Below are 18,935 nucleotides of genomic sequence, written 5' to 3' on the forward strand. Positions count from 1 at the left end.
AGAAGAATATGAGTAAAAATATTTGGATTTATGTAGCTGGTGCTGTGACCATCATTACTACAATTATTTTAGGATTATTAATTCCGCATCTATCTATTTCTTTATACTATGTTGCCTTGGGATTTTTAGTAATAGCAGAGTTTGTGTTTTTCCTACAAATGGTTATCAAGCGTCAATTTACAGATTGGCTACCAATCAATGTAGTTACAGCTATTTGGATAATTGGGCAAGTTTTCATGATGCCTCTAGTACAAATTTTACCAAGTTTTCTATTTTGGATTATTGAAGTACTAGCAATCGGTTTGGTGGCCATTATAGGCTCTTTAACAGCAGCGGATAGCCACTATCGTAAAGAACGGGCAGAAGCTTTCTCAGAAAATGCAGAGGATGTTTTTAATACTAAAAAGGGAGATTATTGATGTATCAAATATTTAGATTTTTTAGTTTATACTTTATCGGCTTAACGAGTACTATGTTATTTGTTATTCTCATATCTTGGGGATTTAATGGATTCGATACTATAAGGTTTTTACGTTCATCACCAGTTATATTTACTTCTTTTTCTTTGCTTTTATCTGCCTTTGTTTATTATAGTTGTGGAGTTTTAGAAAATATCAAAATAAAAGCAAAAGCTTTAGATGATGTATATAATGGAGAAGAATCATATAAGGATTCCCTTGATGGAATGTATAATTTATACGATGATGAAAACAACATATACTATGAGGGAGAGGTTGAAAGTTTTTTTGAGACTGCCTGGAGAGTATTGGGAGTATTTATAAAGTGGTTTTTTCTTCAATTAGTATTTTTTGTTTTCAATATGATTTTTACGTCAAATATTGGAATAGAGGCTGGAGCGGGAATACTTTTTTCCATTGTAAGTTTTACTAGTATTGGTATATTTATTGGAATTCCTCTCTTTATTTTTCGTTTACTAGAATGGACGGAGGAGAGAGTTTTGACTTATACACCTTTGATGTCTTTAATCATAATACTCTATTCTGTTCCTAATGTTCCTTATATTATTTTTGCCCTACTATTGTTATGTATCAGACCTCGTGGAAGTTCTATAGCAGAAAATATTGAGGAATGTTTCACCTTTGAAAATTTAAAATATTATGCAACCTTACCTACAGCTATTTTGACAGTCGGTGTTTTTACAACTGCATCATCAAATAAATTATTAAGCTTTATTCTCATTATTGTTACATATCTTGTATGTTTAGTAACTGTCTTAGTAATGACTTATCAGGAGTCAAAACGAGACGAGGAGCGTAAGAAACAGAAGGAAATTAAAAATTTACATCGGATTTTTGCAAGACATAAAATTACAGAATATTCTTATGCGGTCATTTGTCCATCATGTAGTAGCTATAACATTCTTGAATTGGGTAAGGGGAAAGACTGTGGACATTGTGGAGCATGGCTATCTAGAGAGGAGAATTAAATGAGACGTCATCGTTTAATCATTACAAAGTTAATTTATCCAATACTATTTGTGATTAATGTCTACTTGGGTATTCAATTCTATTTATATTTCACATCTTTTCCAGATAAATTTATAAACTATGTCTCGCCTATATACTTGATTGTTTTCTCTGCTTTTGTTTTCTTCTTAGTCTTATCTTTCTTTGTTTTAATGAAGACACCTACTATGAAGAAATATGAAAAGAGTCTAAAAACAGTTTTAGAATATGAGAAACGTGATGAAGATGTTATTCAAAGTCAAGGACAAAAGATCAGCAAAGAAACAGATTATCGTTTATCTGCTAAACGAGTCTACTGTCCAACATGTGATGCACCAACAGAAGGTGTGGTTGGTTCTTCCCTAACCTGTGAAAATTGCGGGGAGACTTTTGAAGTATCTTAGTCATTAGAAATGGATAAAAAGTTAAGTATGGTTTCCCTGATATAAAAAAGTTAGTTTAAAAATCAAATAAAGTATAAATACAGATACTCTTTTCATAAAAATAGTAGAGTCCATACATTACTGTTAGTGTAAACAATAAAAATTTAAAGGAGGTTTTTGATAATGAAGTCAAAAACAGTTTTAGTAACCAGCCTAGCGGCTGCAACATTTGGTCTTGTCTCTCTTGTAGACACAACAGGAGTTCTACCTTTTTCAGCGCAAACGGTGCAGGCTGACACACAAACTCTTATCCCAACGGCAAAATATTATATTATTCTTCCGAATGATGCAGAAATATTTAATAGATGGAAGGGAACTGTTAATATTCCTATTATTGGGGCTACAAAAACTACTCCAGAATTATCTTATTTCCAAGAATCTGATCGCAACTATATAGCTCTTGAGAATAAGTCTGGTGCCAATTACATAGAGTGGAAGGGGACTGTAGAAGAGTTTAAAGAGGCTATTAAGAAGCTGACGGATAAAAAACCAACTCCAAATCCAGCTCCAATTCCACAATCGGATAAAAAACCAACCCCAGATCCAACTCCAATTCCAAAATCTACAGTTCCATCTGGATGGTCAGGTTCGTCCTACTACCAAAATGGTACGAAAGTTACTAATAAGTGGATTTTCGATAAAAACTATAATTCCTACTTCTACCTAGATGCTTCAGGTAACTTTGTCCAAAATTCTTGGGTAGGAAACTATTACCTTAAATCAGGTGGTTACATGGCTAAGAGTGAGTGGATTTTTGATAAGAACTATGGTGCCTACTATTATCTAACGTCTGAGGGAAGCTATTCTTACAGTACTTGGGTTGGTGATTATTATGTTAAATCAAATGGTAAGATGGCTACAAAAGAGTGGATTTTTGATAAAAACTATGATTCATACTATTATTTAACATTAGAAGGCAGCTATGCTCGTAACACATGGGTAGGTGACTACTATCTCAAATCAAATGGTAAGATGGCAGTCAACGAACGTACCCCAGATGGCTACCAAGTAGATAGTTCAGGTAAGTGGGTTAAATAAAATAAAAATAGTGAAAGGAATTAGCACGGGCTGATTCCTTTCTCTTAGATAAGGGAGCAATATGAAAAAGTTATTATTAGCCACAACACTTTCACTAACACTAGTTCTAGGAGGGTGTCAGTATCTACCTTGGAACAAAACTATTGAACCAGCATCCGAGAAAGTAGCAAGTCCAGAGATAGATTACAACCAATACAACAAGGTTCTGGATGACTACGAAAAAGTAGTGAAAGGCACCTCGTCGACTGATATAGATGTCAATCCCCTAGCTAGTCAAGTAAAGTCTTCTCAAGGCTTTTATACAGATGTGGTTTATCACAAGACGGATTTGAATAATGACGGAGTGGATGAACTCTTGCTTGCTCTTGAAATGAAGGGTGGTGGGAAGAGTTTGCTTGATATCCGCACTTTGAAAGATGAAAAAGTGATTCGTCTGATCAATCAAGAAAATCGTTTAGACCAGATTGGTGAGAGAATGACAGTCGGTATCCTGCCAGACAATTCTCTGCTCTATCGTGGAGCTGGTACAGCAACGAGTCACATCTATGCCCACTATCAATTTAGTGAGGACGGCCAGTCCTTGGTGAAGGCCAAGGAAGCTCAAGAGCTAGCAGATCTTGGTGTCGGTTCGCCCATTTCTCTAGAAACCCTAAGTTGGAAGTCAGTTTCTGATAAAATTCCTGGAGGGGCAAGTGCAGATAAGGGTACGGAAGAAACTAAACCAACCGTTGATTATAGTCCTTATAATAGCATTTTGAAGGATTATGAGTTTCTTCTAGACCATAAGTCAGAGGTTAAGGATAATATCAATCTAACTGCTAATGTCTATGCAGGGATGGCAGAACGCAGTCAAGCCTTTACCTATGCAATGGTTGATATGGATAAAAATGGCATTGATGAATTGATTGTATCTTCGAAAAATGGTAGTGAGATTTTAGATATTTTCACACTCAAAGATCAGAAAGTTATTCGCCTCACCAATTCTGAAAATAAAATGCAGATGCTTGGAACTCGATTCAAAGCCTATCTCCTAGAAGATGGGAAGCTTTATACCCAGTGGAATCCGTTCGCAGGAGATCCACAAACCATTCATACTATTTGGAAGTTGAATAGTGGTGGAGACAAACTAGAGAAGGTTAAAGAAGCCAAGACAGAGGATGAAGTTAGTCCTGGTACTCGAATGAATCTATCTAATCTTACTTGGAAATCTGTAACAGAAAAATTTGCTACAACATCATCTTCAACTAGCAAAACTGTTTCTAGCAAAATGGATATTAACTCCATAAAAAATGGGGATTTTTCTAGCATTGAGGGAAGATGGAGTAAAGGTAATGGTGGAGAAGATTTAGTTTTTAGTAAGGATGGGCTAGTGGCTCCAGAACAGTTTAAAGTTGACCTTGCAGAATCAGAAATAGTAAATGATTTTCTACGAGCTCGCTATTCAGGTCCAGCTTTTGGAGTCTTTATTCAATTCATACCAGCAGGAGTTAGAATACCAGACGAGACATCAATGGATGGATTAATATCAGACGCTTCGGATATTAGTAAAGATAGAATTCTCTATCGTGCTTCATTTCCAGTACATAATAAACCAGAACAATTCTTATATCGTGTGGAATAAGAGTGAAACAGATTGATTTAATAACTAATAGCACCTCATGCACATGGGAATGCTCAATCTTTTTCTACAGAGTCAAATAAGAATTTTCTAAAACACATTGACAAAAGCCAACATTTTTTGTAAAATGAGAATCAATTAAATACCAACACCGAATGAAGTTTAATAGAAGTGGTAAATCGTTTGATTTTCCATGACTGTAAATGGACGGAACTCTGGAGAGACCGTAAAGGCACCGAAGGGGCAAGGCAGGCAACTGCTCAAACTCTCAGGTAAAAGGACAGAGCTAGGATAGACCGCTTTTTGGCATTTATCTAAGCATTCCAGAGTACATGTATCTTGCATGTGCTCTTTCTTTTGGGGTTGAAAAGATAGGAGAAGGAAATGTTAGAATTGCTTAAATCAATTGATGCTTTTGCTTGGGGCCCACCCCTCTTGATTTTATTGGTCGGGACAGGGATTTACCTAACTGCCCGTCTAGGCCTCTTGCAGATTTTGCGTCTGCCCAAGGCCTTCCAGCTTATTTTTACCAAGGATAAGGGGCATGGAGATGTATCCAGCTTTGCGGCCTTGTGTACAGCCCTAGCAGCGACAGTTGGTACGGGAAATATTATCGGGGTGGCGACGGCTATCAAGGTCGGTGGCCCAGGAGCTCTCTTTTGGATGTGGATGGCTGCTTTCTTTGGAATGGCTACTAAGTATGCGGAGGGACTGTTAGCTATCAAATACCGTACTAAGGACGACCATGGTGCAGTAGCGGGAGGTCCCATGCACTATATTCTTCTAGGGATGGGAGAAAAGTGGCGTCCACTTGCTATCTTCTTTGCCCTGGCAGGTGTGCTAGTAGCTTTATTGGGAATCGGGACCTTCACACAAGTCAACTCGATTACAGAATCTATCCAAAATACAACGGCTATTTCGCCAGCCATCACTGCTCTTGTGTTGTCTGTATTTGTAGCGATTGCTGTCTTTGGTGGACTCAAGTCCATTTCAAAGGTTTCAACTACTGTTGTTCCTTTTATGGCTATTATTTATATTTTGGGAACTCTTACAGTTATTTTCTTTAATATCGGGAAAATCCCTGCCACAATCGCTTTAATCTTGACATCAGCATTTAGTCCTGTTGCTGCGGTGGGTGGATTTGCTGGTGCTAGCATTCGGATGGCTATCCAAAATGGTGTTGCGCGTGGTGTGTTCTCAAACGAATCTGGTCTGGGTTCAGCTCCCATTGCAGCTGCAGCTGCTAAGACAAATGAACCGGTAGAGCAAGGATTGATTTCCATGACAGGAACCTTTATTGATACCCTCATTATCTGTACCTTGACTGGTTTAACCATCTTGGTGACTGGTGTTTGGAGTGGTGATTTGAATGGAGTTGCCTTGACTCAGTCAGCCTTTTCAACAGTCTTTTCACACTTTGGGCCTGCCCTCTTGACCATCTTCCTTGTGCTCTTTGCCTTTACAACGATTTTAGGTTGGAACTATTACGGGGAACGCTGTTTTGAGTTTCTCTTTGGGGTTCGCTTTATCTGGCTCTACCGTGTGGTCTTTGTGTTCATGGTCTTGTTGGGAGGATTTATCGAGTTGGATATGGTTTGGATTATCGCAGATATCGTCAACGCTTTGATGGCTCTGCCAAACTTGATTGCCCTCTTAGTCTTGTCGCCGGTCGTTATTGCTGAAACTAAAAAGTATTTTAATAAATAATGAAATCACACATTGCGTGTGATTTTTTGCTTTCATAAAAAATTTCTATCAGTGTAATTTAAAATATATATTATACAAGGTATAGAATCTGTGATAGACTAGATTTCAACAACATGAAAAGAGGTTTTATGATGACAACATTTACAATTCATACAGTCGAATCAGCACCAGCAGAAGTGAAAGAAGTTCTTGAAACAGTAGAAAAAGATAATAATGGCTATATTCCTAACCTAATCGGTCTCTTGGCTAATGCACCGACTGCTTTAGAGGCTTACCGTACTGTCGGAGCTATCAACCGTCGCAACAGCTTGACGCCTGTTGAGCGCGAAGTAGTGCAAATCACGGCTGCCGTGACCAATGGTTGTGCCTTCTGTGTCGCAGGTCACACAGCTTTTTCAATCAAACAAATCCAGATGAACGATGACCTTCTTCAAGCCCTTCGCAATCGTACTCCAATTGAAACAGATCCTAAATTGGACACCCTAGCTAAGTTTACCTTGGCAGTTATCAATACCAAGGGTCGTGTAGGAGATGAAGCCTTGGCTGAGTTTCTAGAAGCTGGTTATAGCCAACAAAATGCCTTGGATGTGGTTCTTGGTGTCAGCCTAGCAAGCCTCTGCAACTATGCCAACAATCTAGCCAGTACACCAATTAACCCAGAATTGCAACCTTATGCTTAATTCATATCTGAGTAAAATGAAGTCTGAAATAATCGGACTTCATTTTTTATCCCCTCATTTAAGCGCTTTTATGCTATACTGAAACTAACATGATTATTGGAGGTTAGGATGAAGAAACTCCCCTTAGTATTTTCTGGTTGTTTGCTAGGTTTAGCAGGAGCTGGGAATCTCGTTTTAGATACGTTGCCGGTTCTGTCCCATCTTTTTAGTCTGACAGGTTTGATTTTGTGGATTTATTTTCTAATTCTACATCTCTTTAATTGGAAGGAAACCAGGCAAGAATTGACCAAGCCTCCTCTTTTGTCAGGAATGGCCACCTTCCCCATGGCTGGGATGATTTTATCGACCTATGTCTTTCGCGTCTTCCCTCATCTTCCTTTGGTAGCGCAAGGGCTCTGGTGGTTTTCATTTCTCTTGGATTTGACCTTGATTGCTGTTTTCACCATCAAGTTTGCCTGTCCAGGTAAGAGAGTCAGTGCGACTCCAAGCTGGACGGTTCTCTATGTGGGGATAGCAGTGGCTGCCTTGACCTATCCTCTGGTAGGTATCATCGAAATTGCCTATGCGACCTTGAGTTTTGGTTTTCTCCTAACCTTCTATCTCTATCCACTTATTTATAGCGATTTAAAGAAACATCCGCTCCCACTAGCCTTGCTTGGGCAAGAAGGAATCTACTGTGCTCCCTTCTCTCTACTCTTGGCTTCTCTGGTTCGAGTTGGAGGAGCCAGCCTACCGACTTGGCTCTTGATTGTCATGATTTTGGCTTCTCAATCCTTCTTTTTCTTTGTTTTGACTCGCCTGCCCAATATTTTAAAACAAGGCTTTCAACCAGCCTTCTCAGCCCTCACCTTCCCGACCATTATCACAGCTACTTCGCTTAAGATGGCTCAGGGAATCTTGAAACTTCCATTTTTGGATTATTTGGTACTGGTTGAAACCGCTATTTGCTTAATTATTTTACTCTTTGTATTAGGCGCTTATCTGATTTGGTTACGAAAAAAGGTCTAGCTAGAAATAGCTAAACCTTATTTTTTATGGTTTGATAACTTCAGCTCCACCCATGTATGGACGAAGTGCTTCTGGGATGGTCACAGAACCATCTTCATTTTGGTAGTTTTCAAGAATTGCAGCCACTGTACGTCCAACTGCAAGTCCAGAACCGTTCAAGGTATGGAGCAATTTCACCTTGCCATCAGCTTCATCACGGTAACGGATTTGGGCACGACGGGCTTGGAAATCTTCTGTGTTTGAACAGCTTGAGATTTCACGGTAATTGTTTTGCGCTGGAATCCAAACTTCCAAGTCGTAAGTCTTAGCGGCTGAGAAGCCCATATCTCCAGTAGAGAGCGCAACGACACGGTATGGAAGATTGAGCTTTTGAAGGATATTTTCAGCGTTGGCTGTCATTTTTTCCAATTCTTCGTAAGATTCTTCTGGCTTGGCAAATTTGACCATTTCAACCTTGTGGAATTGGTGCAAACGAATCAAGCCACGAGTATCACGACCAGCAGAACCAGCCTCAGAACGGAATGATGGACTCATAGCAGTAAAGTAGATTGGTAGGTCTTTACCGTCCAGAATTTCATCACGGTAGTAGTTTGTCAGAGGAACTTCAGCTGTAGGGATAAGGACATAATTGCTGTCGCTGAGTTCAAAAGTATCTTCCTTGAATTTTGGATATTGACCAGTACCAAACATAGAGTCGTGGTTAACCATGTATGGTGTGATGACTTCAGTATAGCCTTCCTTGCCATGCTCATCCAACATAAAGTTGTAGAGAGCACGTTCCAAACGAGCACCGAGGCCTTTATAGAAGAGGAAGCGAGCTCCTGTTACCTTACCACCGCGTTCCCAGTCAAGGATACCAAGGTCTTCACCAAGATCCCAGTGGGCTTTTGGCTCGAAGTCAAACTCGCGTGGAGTACCCCAACGGCGAACTTCCACATTGTCGTCTTCGTCAACCCCAACAGGAACGCTGTCAGCTGGGATGTTTGGAAGAGTAGTGGTAAATTCTGTCAATTTAGCATCGATTTCTGCCAATTCAGCATCCAAAGCTTTGACTTCAGCAGATAGATTTTGCATGGCAGCAATCTTGTCATCTGCATTTTCCTTGTTGCGTTTGGCTTGGGCAATCTCAGCAGAAACTGTGTTGCGTTCTGCTTTGAGAGTTTCAACCTTGACCAAAATATCACGACGTTTAGCATCGATTTCTTTCATCTCATTCAAGATAGCAGCCTCTACACCACGTGTAGCTAATTTTTCTGCGACAGCATCAAAATCTGTACGAATACGTTTGATATCTAACATAAGAACTCCTTTATGAAAAAAGCACACCTGACAAAGCGTTGGAGTGGCAGGGCCACGGTTCCATCCAACTTCACAGGTGTGCACTTGATTGTGTATGTAATTGTTACTAACGGTAGAATTTCACCTATCCCTCCTATCTGCTCGCAGCACCCGCAGACTTTCTGAAAGAAGAAGATAACCTACTTATCCGTTGCTATGATTATACTAAAGTTTCTACTTTTTTGCAAATAGATTTTTAAATTTTTGACTAATGGTCTGAATCAGGGTAGGAAGTTTGACGACCCTGTCATTTCCCAGTTTTTCGCGAGCAATTTTGAGAATAGCACCTGAGTCTTTTGAAGCAAAGAGGAATTTTCCTTTGTCTGTAAAGACTTCGAAGTGGCGACTGATTTTCCGCCCAGTGACATTGGCTCCAATCTGGTTGATATGGCTCCAAGGAATCTGGATAAATTGTTCGACATTGACATCTGGGTAAAATTCCAGAGCCTGATCTCCGACAAGGAATTTCCCAACTTTCCCAGCTATAGAGAGATAGGAAGTTCCTGTTGTATTGAGGAGCACTGTTTTGTTAAGAGATTGGGCCATGACTAGTCTTCCTTACTTTCACCGAAAAAGGCATTGTAAAGGGCTTTAATAGCTGCTTTCTCTTGGTCCTTATGGACAACAAACATAATAGATACTTCACTAGAACCTTGAGACATCATCTGGATGTTGATCTTATTTTCAGATAGAGCACGTGTCGCAGTAGCAGTTACTCCGATATGACTCTTCATCTTTTCACCAACAATCATAATGATTGAAAGGTCGTGCTCGATTTCTGCATGGTCTACTTCAGCCTTTTGAACCAACTGACGAAGGATTTCTTCTTCCTTGATAGGAGTTAGTTCGCGAGAACGGAGGATGATTGAAAGATCGTCGATACCTGTTGGCATATGTTCCCAACCGATGTTAAGATCTTCAAGGATTTGTAGAACCTTGCGTCCGAATCCAACCTCACGGTTCATGAGGTATTTCGACATGTTGATGCTGACAAAGTCAGAATCACCGGCAATTCCCACTACTGGAAATTCATCACTACTGTGTTTTAGAACGATACGGGTACCTGGATGGTCAGGATTGTTGGTATTCTTGATAACCAGAGGAATTTTTCCACGGTAGGCAGGAAGAAGTGCCTCGTCATGAAGAACTGAGAATCCTGCATAGGCCAACTCGCGCATTTCACGGTAGGTTAGCTCAGGAATAGAGTGTGGTTGGTGGATAATTCCTGGGTGAGCTGCAAAGATACCATCAACATCCGTAAAGTTTTCATAGAGATCAGCTTTAACCCCTGCAGCAATGATAGAACCTGTAATATCAGAGCCTCCACGTGAGAAGGTACAGATTTGATTTTCCTTGGTAACTCCAAAGAAACCAGGAATGACAAGGACTTCATTTGCATTTGTCAATTCTTCAATCTTGTCATAACTTGATGGCACGATGCGAGCGTTGCCCGGTTCACTTGTGACCACAATCCCAGCTTCTCTAGGATGAACATAGCGTGCATCGATACCGTTTTGGTTAAAATAGGCAGCAATCAATTTGGCATTGTTGTTTTCACCCGCTGCTAGGAAAGTATCGTAGAGAAATTCGTTTTCTTCGATAGGAAGACTTGCCAAGGCACGAATGCTTTTTGAAATTTTTTCTAGAACAGCTGGTTTCAGTCCTAATTCACTAACCATAGCGGCATAGCGATCGATAATCCAGTTCTGACTTTTGCTAATATCGTTACCAGCAACATAGTCGCGGTAGTATTTAATCAAGGCATCCGTAACCTTCGTATCTTCAGTATTGCGTTTACCAGGTGCAGAAACAACTACAAAACGACGCTCTTTATCGCTTTTGACGATGTTCAAAACTTTTTCTAATTGACTAGCAGAGGCAAGGGAGCTACCTCCAAATTTAACAACTTTCATAAGAACTCCTAAAGTAAGTATTTTATACGATTATAGCAGAAAGAAAACCTTTTTTCAATGAAGAAAATGAGATGCTTTCTATGATAAAGCGAGTCTTCTTAATCGGCTGAGACACTTTCAGCCGATTTTTTCTTGCTTTCTGCTCCTAAAAAAGATATACTTTGATAATAAAATAATTTAAACGGCTTACGAAATAAAAAGGAGTCCTGATGGAACACATTATTTATCAGCTTGAAGAGGACTTGGCAATCATTACCTTGAATCGTCCTGAGGTCGCTAATGGTTTCCATATTCCCATGTGTGAGGAGATCTTAGAAGCCTTGACTCTGGCAGAAGAGGATCCAACTGTGCATTTTATCTTAATCAATGCGAATGGCAAAGTTTTCTCAGTTGGGGGAGATTTAGTAGAGATGAAGCGTGCAGTAGATGAGGATGATATTCCATCATTGACGAAAATTGCAGAACTAGTCAATGCTATTTCTTATAAAATCAAGCAAATTGCAAAGCCTGTTTTGATGGAAGTTGACGGGGCTGTTGCAGGTGCCGCAGCGAATATGGCTGTTGCTGCGGATTTCTGTCTTGCAACGGATAAGGCTAAGTTTATCCAAGCCTTTGTTGGGGTTGGTTTGGCTCCAGATGCAGGTGGGATTTATCTCTTGAGCCGCAGTATCGGTGTGACGCGTGCTGCTCAATTAGCCATGACAGGTGAGGCTTTGACCGCAGATAAAGCTCTGGAGTGGGGGCTAGTTTACCGCATTTCTGAAGCTGATAAACTTGAAAAGACGAGAGAACAGCTTCTTAAAAAATTAAGACGTGGCTCAGCTAATTCTTATGCAGCTATCAAGAAGTTGGTTTGGGAGAGCCAATTTAAAGATTGGCAAGATTATGCTGCTTTAGAATTGAAACTGCAGGAATCCTTGGCCCAAACAGAGGATTTTAAAGAGGGAGTTCGGGCCCATTCGGAGAGAAGAAGACCGAAATTTACTGGAAAATAAGAAAATACTTGCACTGTTCTTTGAAGTTTGATATAATTTTTTTGTCAAATGTTTTGATTGTGAAAGTTTTTTGAAAAGGAGGGAAAAGAGATTGGACTACCAACGAATTAATGAATATTTAACATCTATATTTAACAATGTCCTCGTCATCGACGAAGTTAGCTTGAGGGGTAGTCGTTTCAAGGATATCTCCATCAAAGAAGTCCATACAATCGATGTAATTGGAAAATTCCCAGAAGTGACACCAAGTCAAGTGTCAAAAGAGTTGATGGTGACTCTTGGGACTGTTACGACGAGTTTAAATAATCTCGAACGTAAGGGGTACATTGAACGCATTCGCTCAGAGCAGGATCGTCGTGTGGTGCATCTACATTTGACAAAGAAGGGTCGCTTGGTTCATAGACTACATAAACGCTTCCACAAGGCCATGGTCGAAAATATTATCGACGGTATGAGCAAGGAAGAAACTGAGGTTATGGGCAAAGGTTTGACGAAACTTTATCAATTTTTGGAGGATTTGAAATAATGGCTTTTGCAAAAATAAGCCAGGTTGCTCATTATGTGCCAGAGCAAGTGGTTACAAATCATGATTTGGCCCAGATTATGAATACCAATGATGAGTGGATTTCAAGTCGGACGGGAATACGACAAAGGCATATTTCAAGAACAGAATCTACTAGTGATTTGGCTACAGAGGTTGCTAAGAAACTGATGGCAAAAGCTGGAATCACAGGGGAGGAGTTGGATTTCATCATCCTAGCTACCATTACTCCAGATTCGATGATGCCCTCTACAGCTGCTCGTGTCCAAGCCAATATTGGAGCTAATAAGGCCTTTGCTTTTGACTTAACAGCTGCTTGTAGTGGATTTGTATTTGCTCTTTCAACTGCTGAAAAGTTTATCGCTTCTGGTCGCTTTCAAAAAGGCTTGGTGATTGGCAGTGAAACCCTCTCTAAAGCAGTCGATTGGTCGGACCGATCAACAGCTGTTTTGTTTGGAGATGGTGCTGGTGGTGTTTTGCTAGAAGCTAGCGATCAACAGCATTTCTTAGCAGAGAGTCTCAATAGCGATGGTTCACGAAGCGAGTGTCTGACCTATGGACATTCAGGCTTGCATTCTCCATTTTCAGATCAAGAAAATGCAGATTCATTTTTGAAGATGGATGGGCGCGCGGTCTTTGATTTTGCCATTCGAGATGTAGCCAAGTCTATCAAACAGACTATTGATGAATCTCCTATAGAGGCGACAGACTTGGATTATCTGCTACTTCATCAGGCTAATGACCGTATTTTGGATAAGATGGCTAGGAAAATCGGTATCGACCGAGACAAACTTCCAGCCAATATGATGGAATATGGCAATACCAGTGCAGCCAGTATCCCGATTTTACTTTCAGAGTGTGTAGAACAAGGTCTTATCCATTTAGATGGTAGCCAGACTGTTCTGCTATCAGGCTTCGGTGGAGGCTTGACCTGGGGCACGCTCATTCTTACAATTTAGGTAATCATGTGGTGAACACATTGTTATAAAAAACTATTTATTTTAAAGGAGTCCTATCATGGCAGTATTTGAAAAAGTACAAGAAATTATCGTTGAAGAACTTGGAAAAGACGCATCAGAAGTAACACTTGAATCAACTTTTGATGATTTGGATGCAGATTCATTGGACTTGTTCCAAGTAATCTCAGAAATTGAAGATGCTTTTGATATCCAAATCGAAGCAGAAGATGACTTGAAAACAGTTGGTGACTTGGTTTCCTACGTTGAAGAGCAAACAAAATAAGCAGAATATGAGATAGAAGGAGTAGGGAAACCCGCTCCCTCTTGTTTAGGCAATAGTTTGATTGTCAAATTATGACGATATCGAACTATTACGTAAGCAAGAAACGATGGAGGGACTATGAAAACGCGTATTACAGAATTATTGAACATTGATTATCCTATTTTCCAAGGAGGAATGGCTTGGGTTGCTGATGGTGATTTGGCAGGGGCTGTTTCCAAGGCTGGAGGACTAGGTATTATCGGCGGGGGAAATGCCCCTAAAGAAATTGTCAAGGCTAATATTGATAAGATCAAATCATTGACTGATAAACCCTTTGGTGTCAACATCATGCTCTTGTCTCCCTTTGTGGAAGATATTGTAGATCTCGTTATCGAGGAAGGGGTTAAGGTAGTGACAACAGGCGCAGGAAATCCTGGCAAATACATGGAACGCTTCCATGAAGCAGGGATTACAGTTATTCCTGTTGTACCAAGTGTTGCCCTAGCTAAACGCATGGAAAAAATCGGTGCGGACGCTGTTATTGCAGAAGGAATGGAAGCTGGGGGGCATATCGGTAAATTAACAACCATGACCTTGGTGCGTCAAGTAGCGGCAGCTGTATCTATTCCTGTTATTGCTGCAGGAGGGATTGCAGATGGTGAAGGTGCTGCGGCTGGCTTTATGCTAGGTGCAGAGGCTGTTCAGGTTGGAACGCGTTTTGTCGTTGCAAAAGAGTCTAATGCCCATCCAAATTATAAGGCCAAGATTTTAAAAGCTAGAGATATTGATACTACGATTTCAGCTCAACACTTTGGACATGCTGTTCGTGCGATTAAAAACCAATTGACTCGTGATTTTGAAAAAGCTGAGAAAGATGCCTTTAAACAAGAAAATCCTGATTTGGAAATCTTTGAACAAATGGGAGCGGGTGCTCTAGCTAAAGCGGTTGTTCACGGAGATGTGGATGGTGGATCTGTTATGGCAGGTCAAATTGCAGGCCTTGTTTCCAAAGAAGAAACCGCTGAAGAAATTTTAAAAGATTTGTATTACGGAGCAGCTAAGAAAATTCAAGAAGAAGCCTCTCGTTGGGTAGGAGTTGTAAGAAATGACTAAAACAGCCTTTTTATTTGCTGGTCAAGGTGCCCAGTATCTAGGTATGGGTCGTGATTTATATGATTACTATCCTATTTTCAAAGAAACGATTGATCAAGCTAGTCAGGTACTTGGTTACGATTTGCGTTATCTCATTGATACGGAAGAAGAAAAACTTAATCAGACCCGCTATACGCAACCAGCTATTTTAGCAACTTCAGTTGCTATCTATCGTTTATTGCAAGAAAAGGGCTATCAGCCAGACATGGTTGCTGGTTTGTCCCTTGGAGAATACTCTGCCTTGGTGGCTAGCGGCGCCTTGGATTTTGAAGATGCGGTAGCCTTGGTTGCTAAGCGTGGAGCCTATATGGAAGAAGCGGCTCCTGCTGGCTCTGGCAAGATGGTAGCAGTTCTCAATACGCCAGTAGAGATTATTGAGGAAGCCTGTCGAAAAGCTTCTGAACTTGGAGTGGTTACCCCAGCCAACTATAATACACCTGCACAAATCGTGATTGGTGGAGAAGGGGCTGCAGTTGACCGAGCTGTTGAACTCTTGCAAGAAGCAGGTGCTAAACGCTTGATTCCTCTCAAGGTTTCAGGGCCTTTTCATACCGCTCTCCTTGAGCCTGCTAGTCAGAAACTAGCTGAAACTCTAGCTCAAGCAAGTTTTTCAGATTTCACCTGTCCCCTAGTCGGCAATACAGAAGCTGCAGTTATGAAAAAAGAAGACATCGCTCGACTCTTGACGCGTCAGGTCAAGGAACCAGTTCGTTTTTATGAAAGTATTGCAGTCATGCAAGAAGCAGGCGTAACCAACTTTATCGAGATTGGCCCGGGGAAAGTCTTGTCAGGCTTTGTCAAAAAAATTGATAAGACCGCTAAACTAGCCAATGTTGAAGATCAGACTAGCTTGGAAGCTCTTCTAGGAAACTAGTAATCCCTTCTCCCATAAATGCGATAGAAAACAGGAGAAAAGAATGCAACTAAAAAATAAAAATATCTTTATTACAGGTTCGAGTCGTGGAATTGGTCTTGCCATTGCCCACAAGTTTGCTCAAGCAGGAGCCAACATTGCCTTAAACAGCCGTGGGACAATCTCAGAGGACTTGCTAGCCGAGTTTTCAAACTATGGTGTCAAGGTAGTTCCCATTTCAGGGGATGTGTCGGATTTTGCAGACGCTAAGCGTATGGTTGAGCAAGCTATTGCAGAGCTGGGTTCAGTAGATGTTTTGGTTAACAATGCAGGAATTACCCAAGATACCCTGATGCTCAAAATGACAGAAGCAGATTTTGAAAAAGTGCTTAAAGTAAATCTGACTGGTGCCTTTAACATGACACAATCAGTCTTGAAACCGATGATGAAAGCCAGAGAAGGTGCTATCATTAATATGTCTAGTGTTGTTGGTTTGATGGGAAATATTGGTCAAGCTAACTATGCAGCTTCTAAGGCTGGTTTAATTGGTTTTACCAAGTCTGTGGCGCGTGAAGTAGCCAATCGCAATATCAGGGTTAATGCTATTGCACCTGGAATGATTGAGTCCGATATGACAGCTGTTCTATCAGAAAAGGTAAAAGATGCCATGCTGGCGCAAATTCCTATGAAAGAATTTGGACAGGCAGAGCAGGTTGCAGATTTGACAGTATTTTTAGCAGGCCAAGATTATCTAACTGGTCAAGTAGTTGCCATTGATGGTGGCTTAAGTATGTAGCAGAAGCTAGAGGTGAAAAAGATGAAACTAAATCGCGTAGTAGTAACAGGTTATGGGGTAACATCTCCAATCGGAAATACACCAGAAGAATTTTGGAATAGTTTGACAACTGGAAAAATCGGAATTGGTCAAATAACAAAATTCGATCATAGTGACTTTGATGTGCATAATGCAGCAGAAATCCAAGATTTTCCTTTTGATAAATACTTTGTTAAGAAAGATACCAATCGTTTTGATAACTATTCTTTATATGCCTTGTACGCAGCCCAAGAAGCTGTCAATCATGCCAATTTGGATGTAGAGGCTCTTGATAAAGATCGTTTTGGTGTTATCGTGGCCTCTGGTATTGGTGGAATCAAAGAAATTGAAGATCAAGTGATTCGCCTAAATGACAAAGGACCAAAACGTGTGAAACCATTGACCCTTCCAAAAGCTTTGCCAAATATGGCTTCAGGAAATGTTGCTATGCGTTTTGGAGCAAACGGTGTTTGTAAATCCATCAATACTGCCTGCGCTTCCTCAAATGATGCGATTGGGGATGCTTTCCGCTCGATTAAGTTTGGTTTCCAAGATGTTATATTGGTAGGTGGTTCAGAAGCCTCTATCACACCTTTTGCTATTGCTGGTTTCCAAGCCCTAACAGCTCTCTCTACTACAGAGGATCCAACTCGTGCTTCTATTCCATTTGATAAGGATCGTAATGGGTTTGTCATGGGTGAAGGTTCGGGGATGTTGGTTCTTGAAAGCCTTGAACACGCTGAAAAACGTGGCGCTACTATCCTTGCTGAAGTGGTTGGTTACGGAAATACTTGTGATGCCTACCACATGACTTCACCACATCCAGAAGGTCAGGGAGCTATCAAGGCCATCAAACTAGCTTTGGAAGAATCTGAGATTTCTCCAGAGCAAGTAGCCTATGTCAATGCTCACGGAACCTCAACTCCTGCTAATGAAAAAGGAGAAAGTGGAGCGATCGTAGCTGTTCTTGGTAAGGAAGTACCTGTATCATCAACTAAGTCTTTCACAGGACATTTGCTGGGGGCTGCAGGTGCAGTAGAAGCTATCGTCACAATTGAAGCCATGCGTCATAACTTTGTACCAATGACAGCTGGAACAAGTGAAGTATCAGATTATATCGAAGCCAATGTCGTTTATGGACAAGGCTTGGAGCAAGAAATTCCATACGCTATTTCAAATACTTTTGGTTTTGGTGGCCACAATGCAGTTCTTGCTTTCAAACGTTGGGAGAATAAATAAGTATGAATTTAAACGATATTAAAGACTTGATGGCCCAATTTGACCAGTCAAGTTTGAGAGAGTTTTCTTATAAGAATGGGACGGATGAATTGCAGTTTAGCAAGAATGAAGCGAGACTTGTATCTGAAGTTGCACCTCAAGTCGCTCCAGCACCTGTTCTAGGAACACCAAGTCCAGTAGCTCCTACATCTACTCCAGCAGAGACTGTAGCAGAAGAAGTTCCAGCTCCAGCAGAAACAAGTGTGGCTGCTGAGGGAGATGTTGTAGAGAGCCCACTTGTTGGAGTGGCTTACTTGGCTGCTGGTCCAGATAAACCTGCCTTTGTAACAGTTGGTGATAGTGTTAAAAAAGGTCAAACATTGGTAATTATCGAAGCCATGAAAGTTATGAATGAAATCCCAGCTCCTAAGGATGGTGTGGTAACGGAAATTCTCGTTTCTAACGAAGAAATGGTTGAGTTTGGTAAAGGATTGGTACGTATCAAATGATCGATATTCAAGGAATCAAAGAAGCTCTTCCCCACCGTTATCCTATGCTCCTAGTGGACCGTGTCTTGGAAGTGAGCGAGGATACCATTGTTGCTATCAAAAATGTGACCATCAATGAACCTTTCTTTAACGGCCATTTTCCTCAATATCCAGTTATGCCAGGTGTTCTGATTATGGAAGCCTTGGCGCAAACAGCTGGTGTCTTGGAGTTATCAAAACCTGAAAATAAAGGTAAACTAGTCTTTTACGCTGGTATGGACAAGGTTAAATTTAAGAAGCAAGTTGTACCAGGTGACCAATTAGTTATGACGGCAACGTTTGTAAAACGTCGCGGTAGCATTGCCGTTGTTGAAGCAAAGGCTGAAGTGGATGGCAAGCTTGCAGCTAGTGGTACTCTTACCTTTGCAATAGGGAACTAAGG

General features: G+C 40.7%; 21 protein-coding genes and 1 riboswitch. Of the genes, 18 read left to right on the plus strand and 3 right to left on the minus strand.

Features of this window, described 5'->3' with window-relative positions:
* Positions 1–8: 8 nt before the first annotated feature.
* The 8 genes from FJR73_RS08090 (at position 9) to FJR73_RS08125 (ending at position 7,960) form a co-directional block, all read left to right on the plus strand.
* On the plus strand, positions 9–419 hold the full coding sequence (locus FJR73_RS08090) for a hypothetical protein (RefSeq protein WP_140834363.1): 411 nt from the start codon (positions 9–11) through the stop codon (positions 417–419).
* Entirely contained in the window at positions 419–1,447 is a 1,029-nt protein-coding gene (locus FJR73_RS08095; RefSeq protein ID WP_140834365.1) for a hypothetical protein, read from the plus strand. Before FJR73_RS08090 ends, FJR73_RS08095 begins: the two co-directional genes overlap by 1 nt.
* Positions 1,448–1,870, plus strand: a complete 423-nt coding sequence (locus FJR73_RS08100; protein ID WP_140834367.1) for an MFS transporter — start codon at positions 1,448–1,450, stop codon at positions 1,868–1,870.
* 162 nt (positions 1,871–2,032) lie between these two features.
* Positions 2,033–2,947, plus strand: a complete 915-nt coding sequence (locus FJR73_RS08105; RefSeq protein WP_140834369.1) for an N-acetylmuramoyl-L-alanine amidase family protein — start codon at positions 2,033–2,035, stop codon at positions 2,945–2,947.
* A gap of 61 nt (positions 2,948–3,008) precedes the next feature.
* Positions 3,009–4,568 carry a DUF6287 domain-containing protein gene (locus FJR73_RS08110; RefSeq protein ID WP_140834371.1) on the plus strand — a complete coding sequence of 520 codons (1,560 nt, stop codon included), beginning with the start codon at positions 3,009–3,011 and terminating at the stop codon, positions 4,566–4,568.
* Positions 4,569–4,770: 202 nt separating this feature from the next.
* Positions 4,771–4,859: riboswitch (glycine riboswitch) on the plus strand.
* A 90-nt stretch (positions 4,860–4,949) separates the two neighbouring features.
* Positions 4,950–6,272: a sodium:alanine symporter family protein gene (locus FJR73_RS08115; protein ID WP_140834373.1), complete on the plus strand. Its 1,323-nt coding sequence runs from the start codon at positions 4,950–4,952 to the stop codon at positions 6,270–6,272.
* A 131-nt stretch (positions 6,273–6,403) separates the two neighbouring features.
* Positions 6,404–6,952 carry a carboxymuconolactone decarboxylase family protein gene (locus tag FJR73_RS08120; RefSeq protein ID WP_140834406.1) on the plus strand — a complete coding sequence of 183 codons (549 nt, stop codon included), beginning with the start codon at positions 6,404–6,406 and terminating at the stop codon, positions 6,950–6,952.
* 108 nt (positions 6,953–7,060) lie between these two features.
* Positions 7,061–7,960 carry a TDT family transporter gene (locus tag FJR73_RS08125; protein ID WP_140834375.1) on the plus strand — a complete coding sequence of 300 codons (900 nt, stop codon included), beginning with the start codon at positions 7,061–7,063 and terminating at the stop codon, positions 7,958–7,960.
* A gap of 24 nt (positions 7,961–7,984) precedes the next feature.
* Here the strand turns inward: FJR73_RS08125 and serS are convergent, their stop codons facing one another.
* The 3 genes from serS to FJR73_RS08140 all read right to left on the minus strand — a co-directional run bounded on the left by serS (position 7,985) and on the right by FJR73_RS08140 (position 11,211).
* Positions 7,985–9,259: a serine--tRNA ligase gene (serS, locus tag FJR73_RS08130; RefSeq protein ID WP_140834377.1), complete on the minus strand. Its 1,275-nt coding sequence runs from the start codon at positions 9,257–9,259 to the stop codon at positions 7,985–7,987.
* 213 nt (positions 9,260–9,472) lie between these two features.
* Positions 9,473–9,844 (minus strand): DUF956 family protein, encoded by a 372-nt coding sequence (locus FJR73_RS08135; RefSeq protein ID WP_140834379.1) that lies wholly within the window; start codon positions 9,842–9,844, stop codon positions 9,473–9,475.
* A gap of 2 nt (positions 9,845–9,846) precedes the next feature.
* On the minus strand, positions 9,847–11,211 hold the full coding sequence (locus FJR73_RS08140; protein WP_140834380.1) for an aspartate kinase: 1,365 nt from the start codon (positions 11,209–11,211) through the stop codon (positions 9,847–9,849).
* A gap of 209 nt (positions 11,212–11,420) precedes the next feature.
* Between FJR73_RS08140 and FJR73_RS08145 the strand changes: the two genes are divergently transcribed.
* From FJR73_RS08145 to fabZ, 10 genes are all read left to right on the plus strand, one after another.
* Positions 11,421–12,206, plus strand: coding sequence for an enoyl-CoA hydratase (locus FJR73_RS08145; RefSeq protein ID WP_140834382.1), 786 nt, complete (start codon positions 11,421–11,423; stop codon positions 12,204–12,206).
* 91 nt (positions 12,207–12,297) lie between these two features.
* Positions 12,298–12,732 (plus strand): MarR family winged helix-turn-helix transcriptional regulator, encoded by a 435-nt coding sequence (locus FJR73_RS08150; protein WP_140834384.1) that lies wholly within the window; start codon positions 12,298–12,300, stop codon positions 12,730–12,732.
* A complete protein-coding gene (locus tag FJR73_RS08155; RefSeq protein ID WP_140834385.1) occupies positions 12,732–13,706 on the plus strand; it encodes a beta-ketoacyl-ACP synthase III in 975 nt (324 codons plus the stop codon). Before FJR73_RS08150 ends, FJR73_RS08155 begins: the two co-directional genes overlap by 1 nt.
* 58 nt (positions 13,707–13,764) lie before the next feature.
* The gene (locus FJR73_RS08160; RefSeq protein ID WP_140834386.1) at positions 13,765–13,989 is read left to right on the plus strand and encodes an acyl carrier protein; all 225 of its coding nucleotides are present in this window, start codon (positions 13,765–13,767) and stop codon (positions 13,987–13,989) included.
* 117 nt (positions 13,990–14,106) lie between these two features.
* The gene (gene fabK, locus FJR73_RS08165; RefSeq protein WP_140834387.1) at positions 14,107–15,081 is read left to right on the plus strand and encodes an enoyl-[acyl-carrier-protein] reductase FabK; all 975 of its coding nucleotides are present in this window, start codon (positions 14,107–14,109) and stop codon (positions 15,079–15,081) included.
* Complete coding sequence (gene fabD / locus FJR73_RS08170) at positions 15,074–15,994, plus strand: ACP S-malonyltransferase (RefSeq protein WP_140834388.1); 921 nt, start codon at positions 15,074–15,076, stop codon at positions 15,992–15,994. The genes fabK and fabD overlap by 8 nt, the downstream gene beginning before the upstream one ends.
* A gap of 43 nt (positions 15,995–16,037) precedes the next feature.
* Entirely contained in the window at positions 16,038–16,769 is a 732-nt protein-coding gene (gene fabG / locus FJR73_RS08175; RefSeq protein WP_140834389.1) for a 3-oxoacyl-[acyl-carrier-protein] reductase, read from the plus strand.
* Between the two features lie 21 nt (positions 16,770–16,790).
* Positions 16,791–18,026, plus strand: coding sequence for a beta-ketoacyl-ACP synthase II (fabF, locus tag FJR73_RS08180; protein ID WP_140834390.1), 1,236 nt, complete (start codon positions 16,791–16,793; stop codon positions 18,024–18,026).
* A gap of 2 nt (positions 18,027–18,028) precedes the next feature.
* The gene (gene accB / locus FJR73_RS08185) at positions 18,029–18,514 is read left to right on the plus strand and encodes an acetyl-CoA carboxylase biotin carboxyl carrier protein (protein WP_140834391.1); all 486 of its coding nucleotides are present in this window, start codon (positions 18,029–18,031) and stop codon (positions 18,512–18,514) included.
* Positions 18,511–18,933, plus strand: a complete 423-nt coding sequence (gene fabZ / locus FJR73_RS08190) for a 3-hydroxyacyl-ACP dehydratase FabZ (protein ID WP_000565512.1) — start codon at positions 18,511–18,513, stop codon at positions 18,931–18,933. Before accB ends, fabZ begins: the two co-directional genes overlap by 4 nt.
* The last annotated feature ends 2 nt before the right edge of the window (positions 18,934–18,935 follow it).

It is taken from the genome of Streptococcus sp. D2 (assembly GCF_006385825.1).
In the GTDB taxonomy this organism is placed as follows: Bacteria; Bacillota; Bacilli; order Lactobacillales; family Streptococcaceae; genus Streptococcus; species Streptococcus shenyangsis.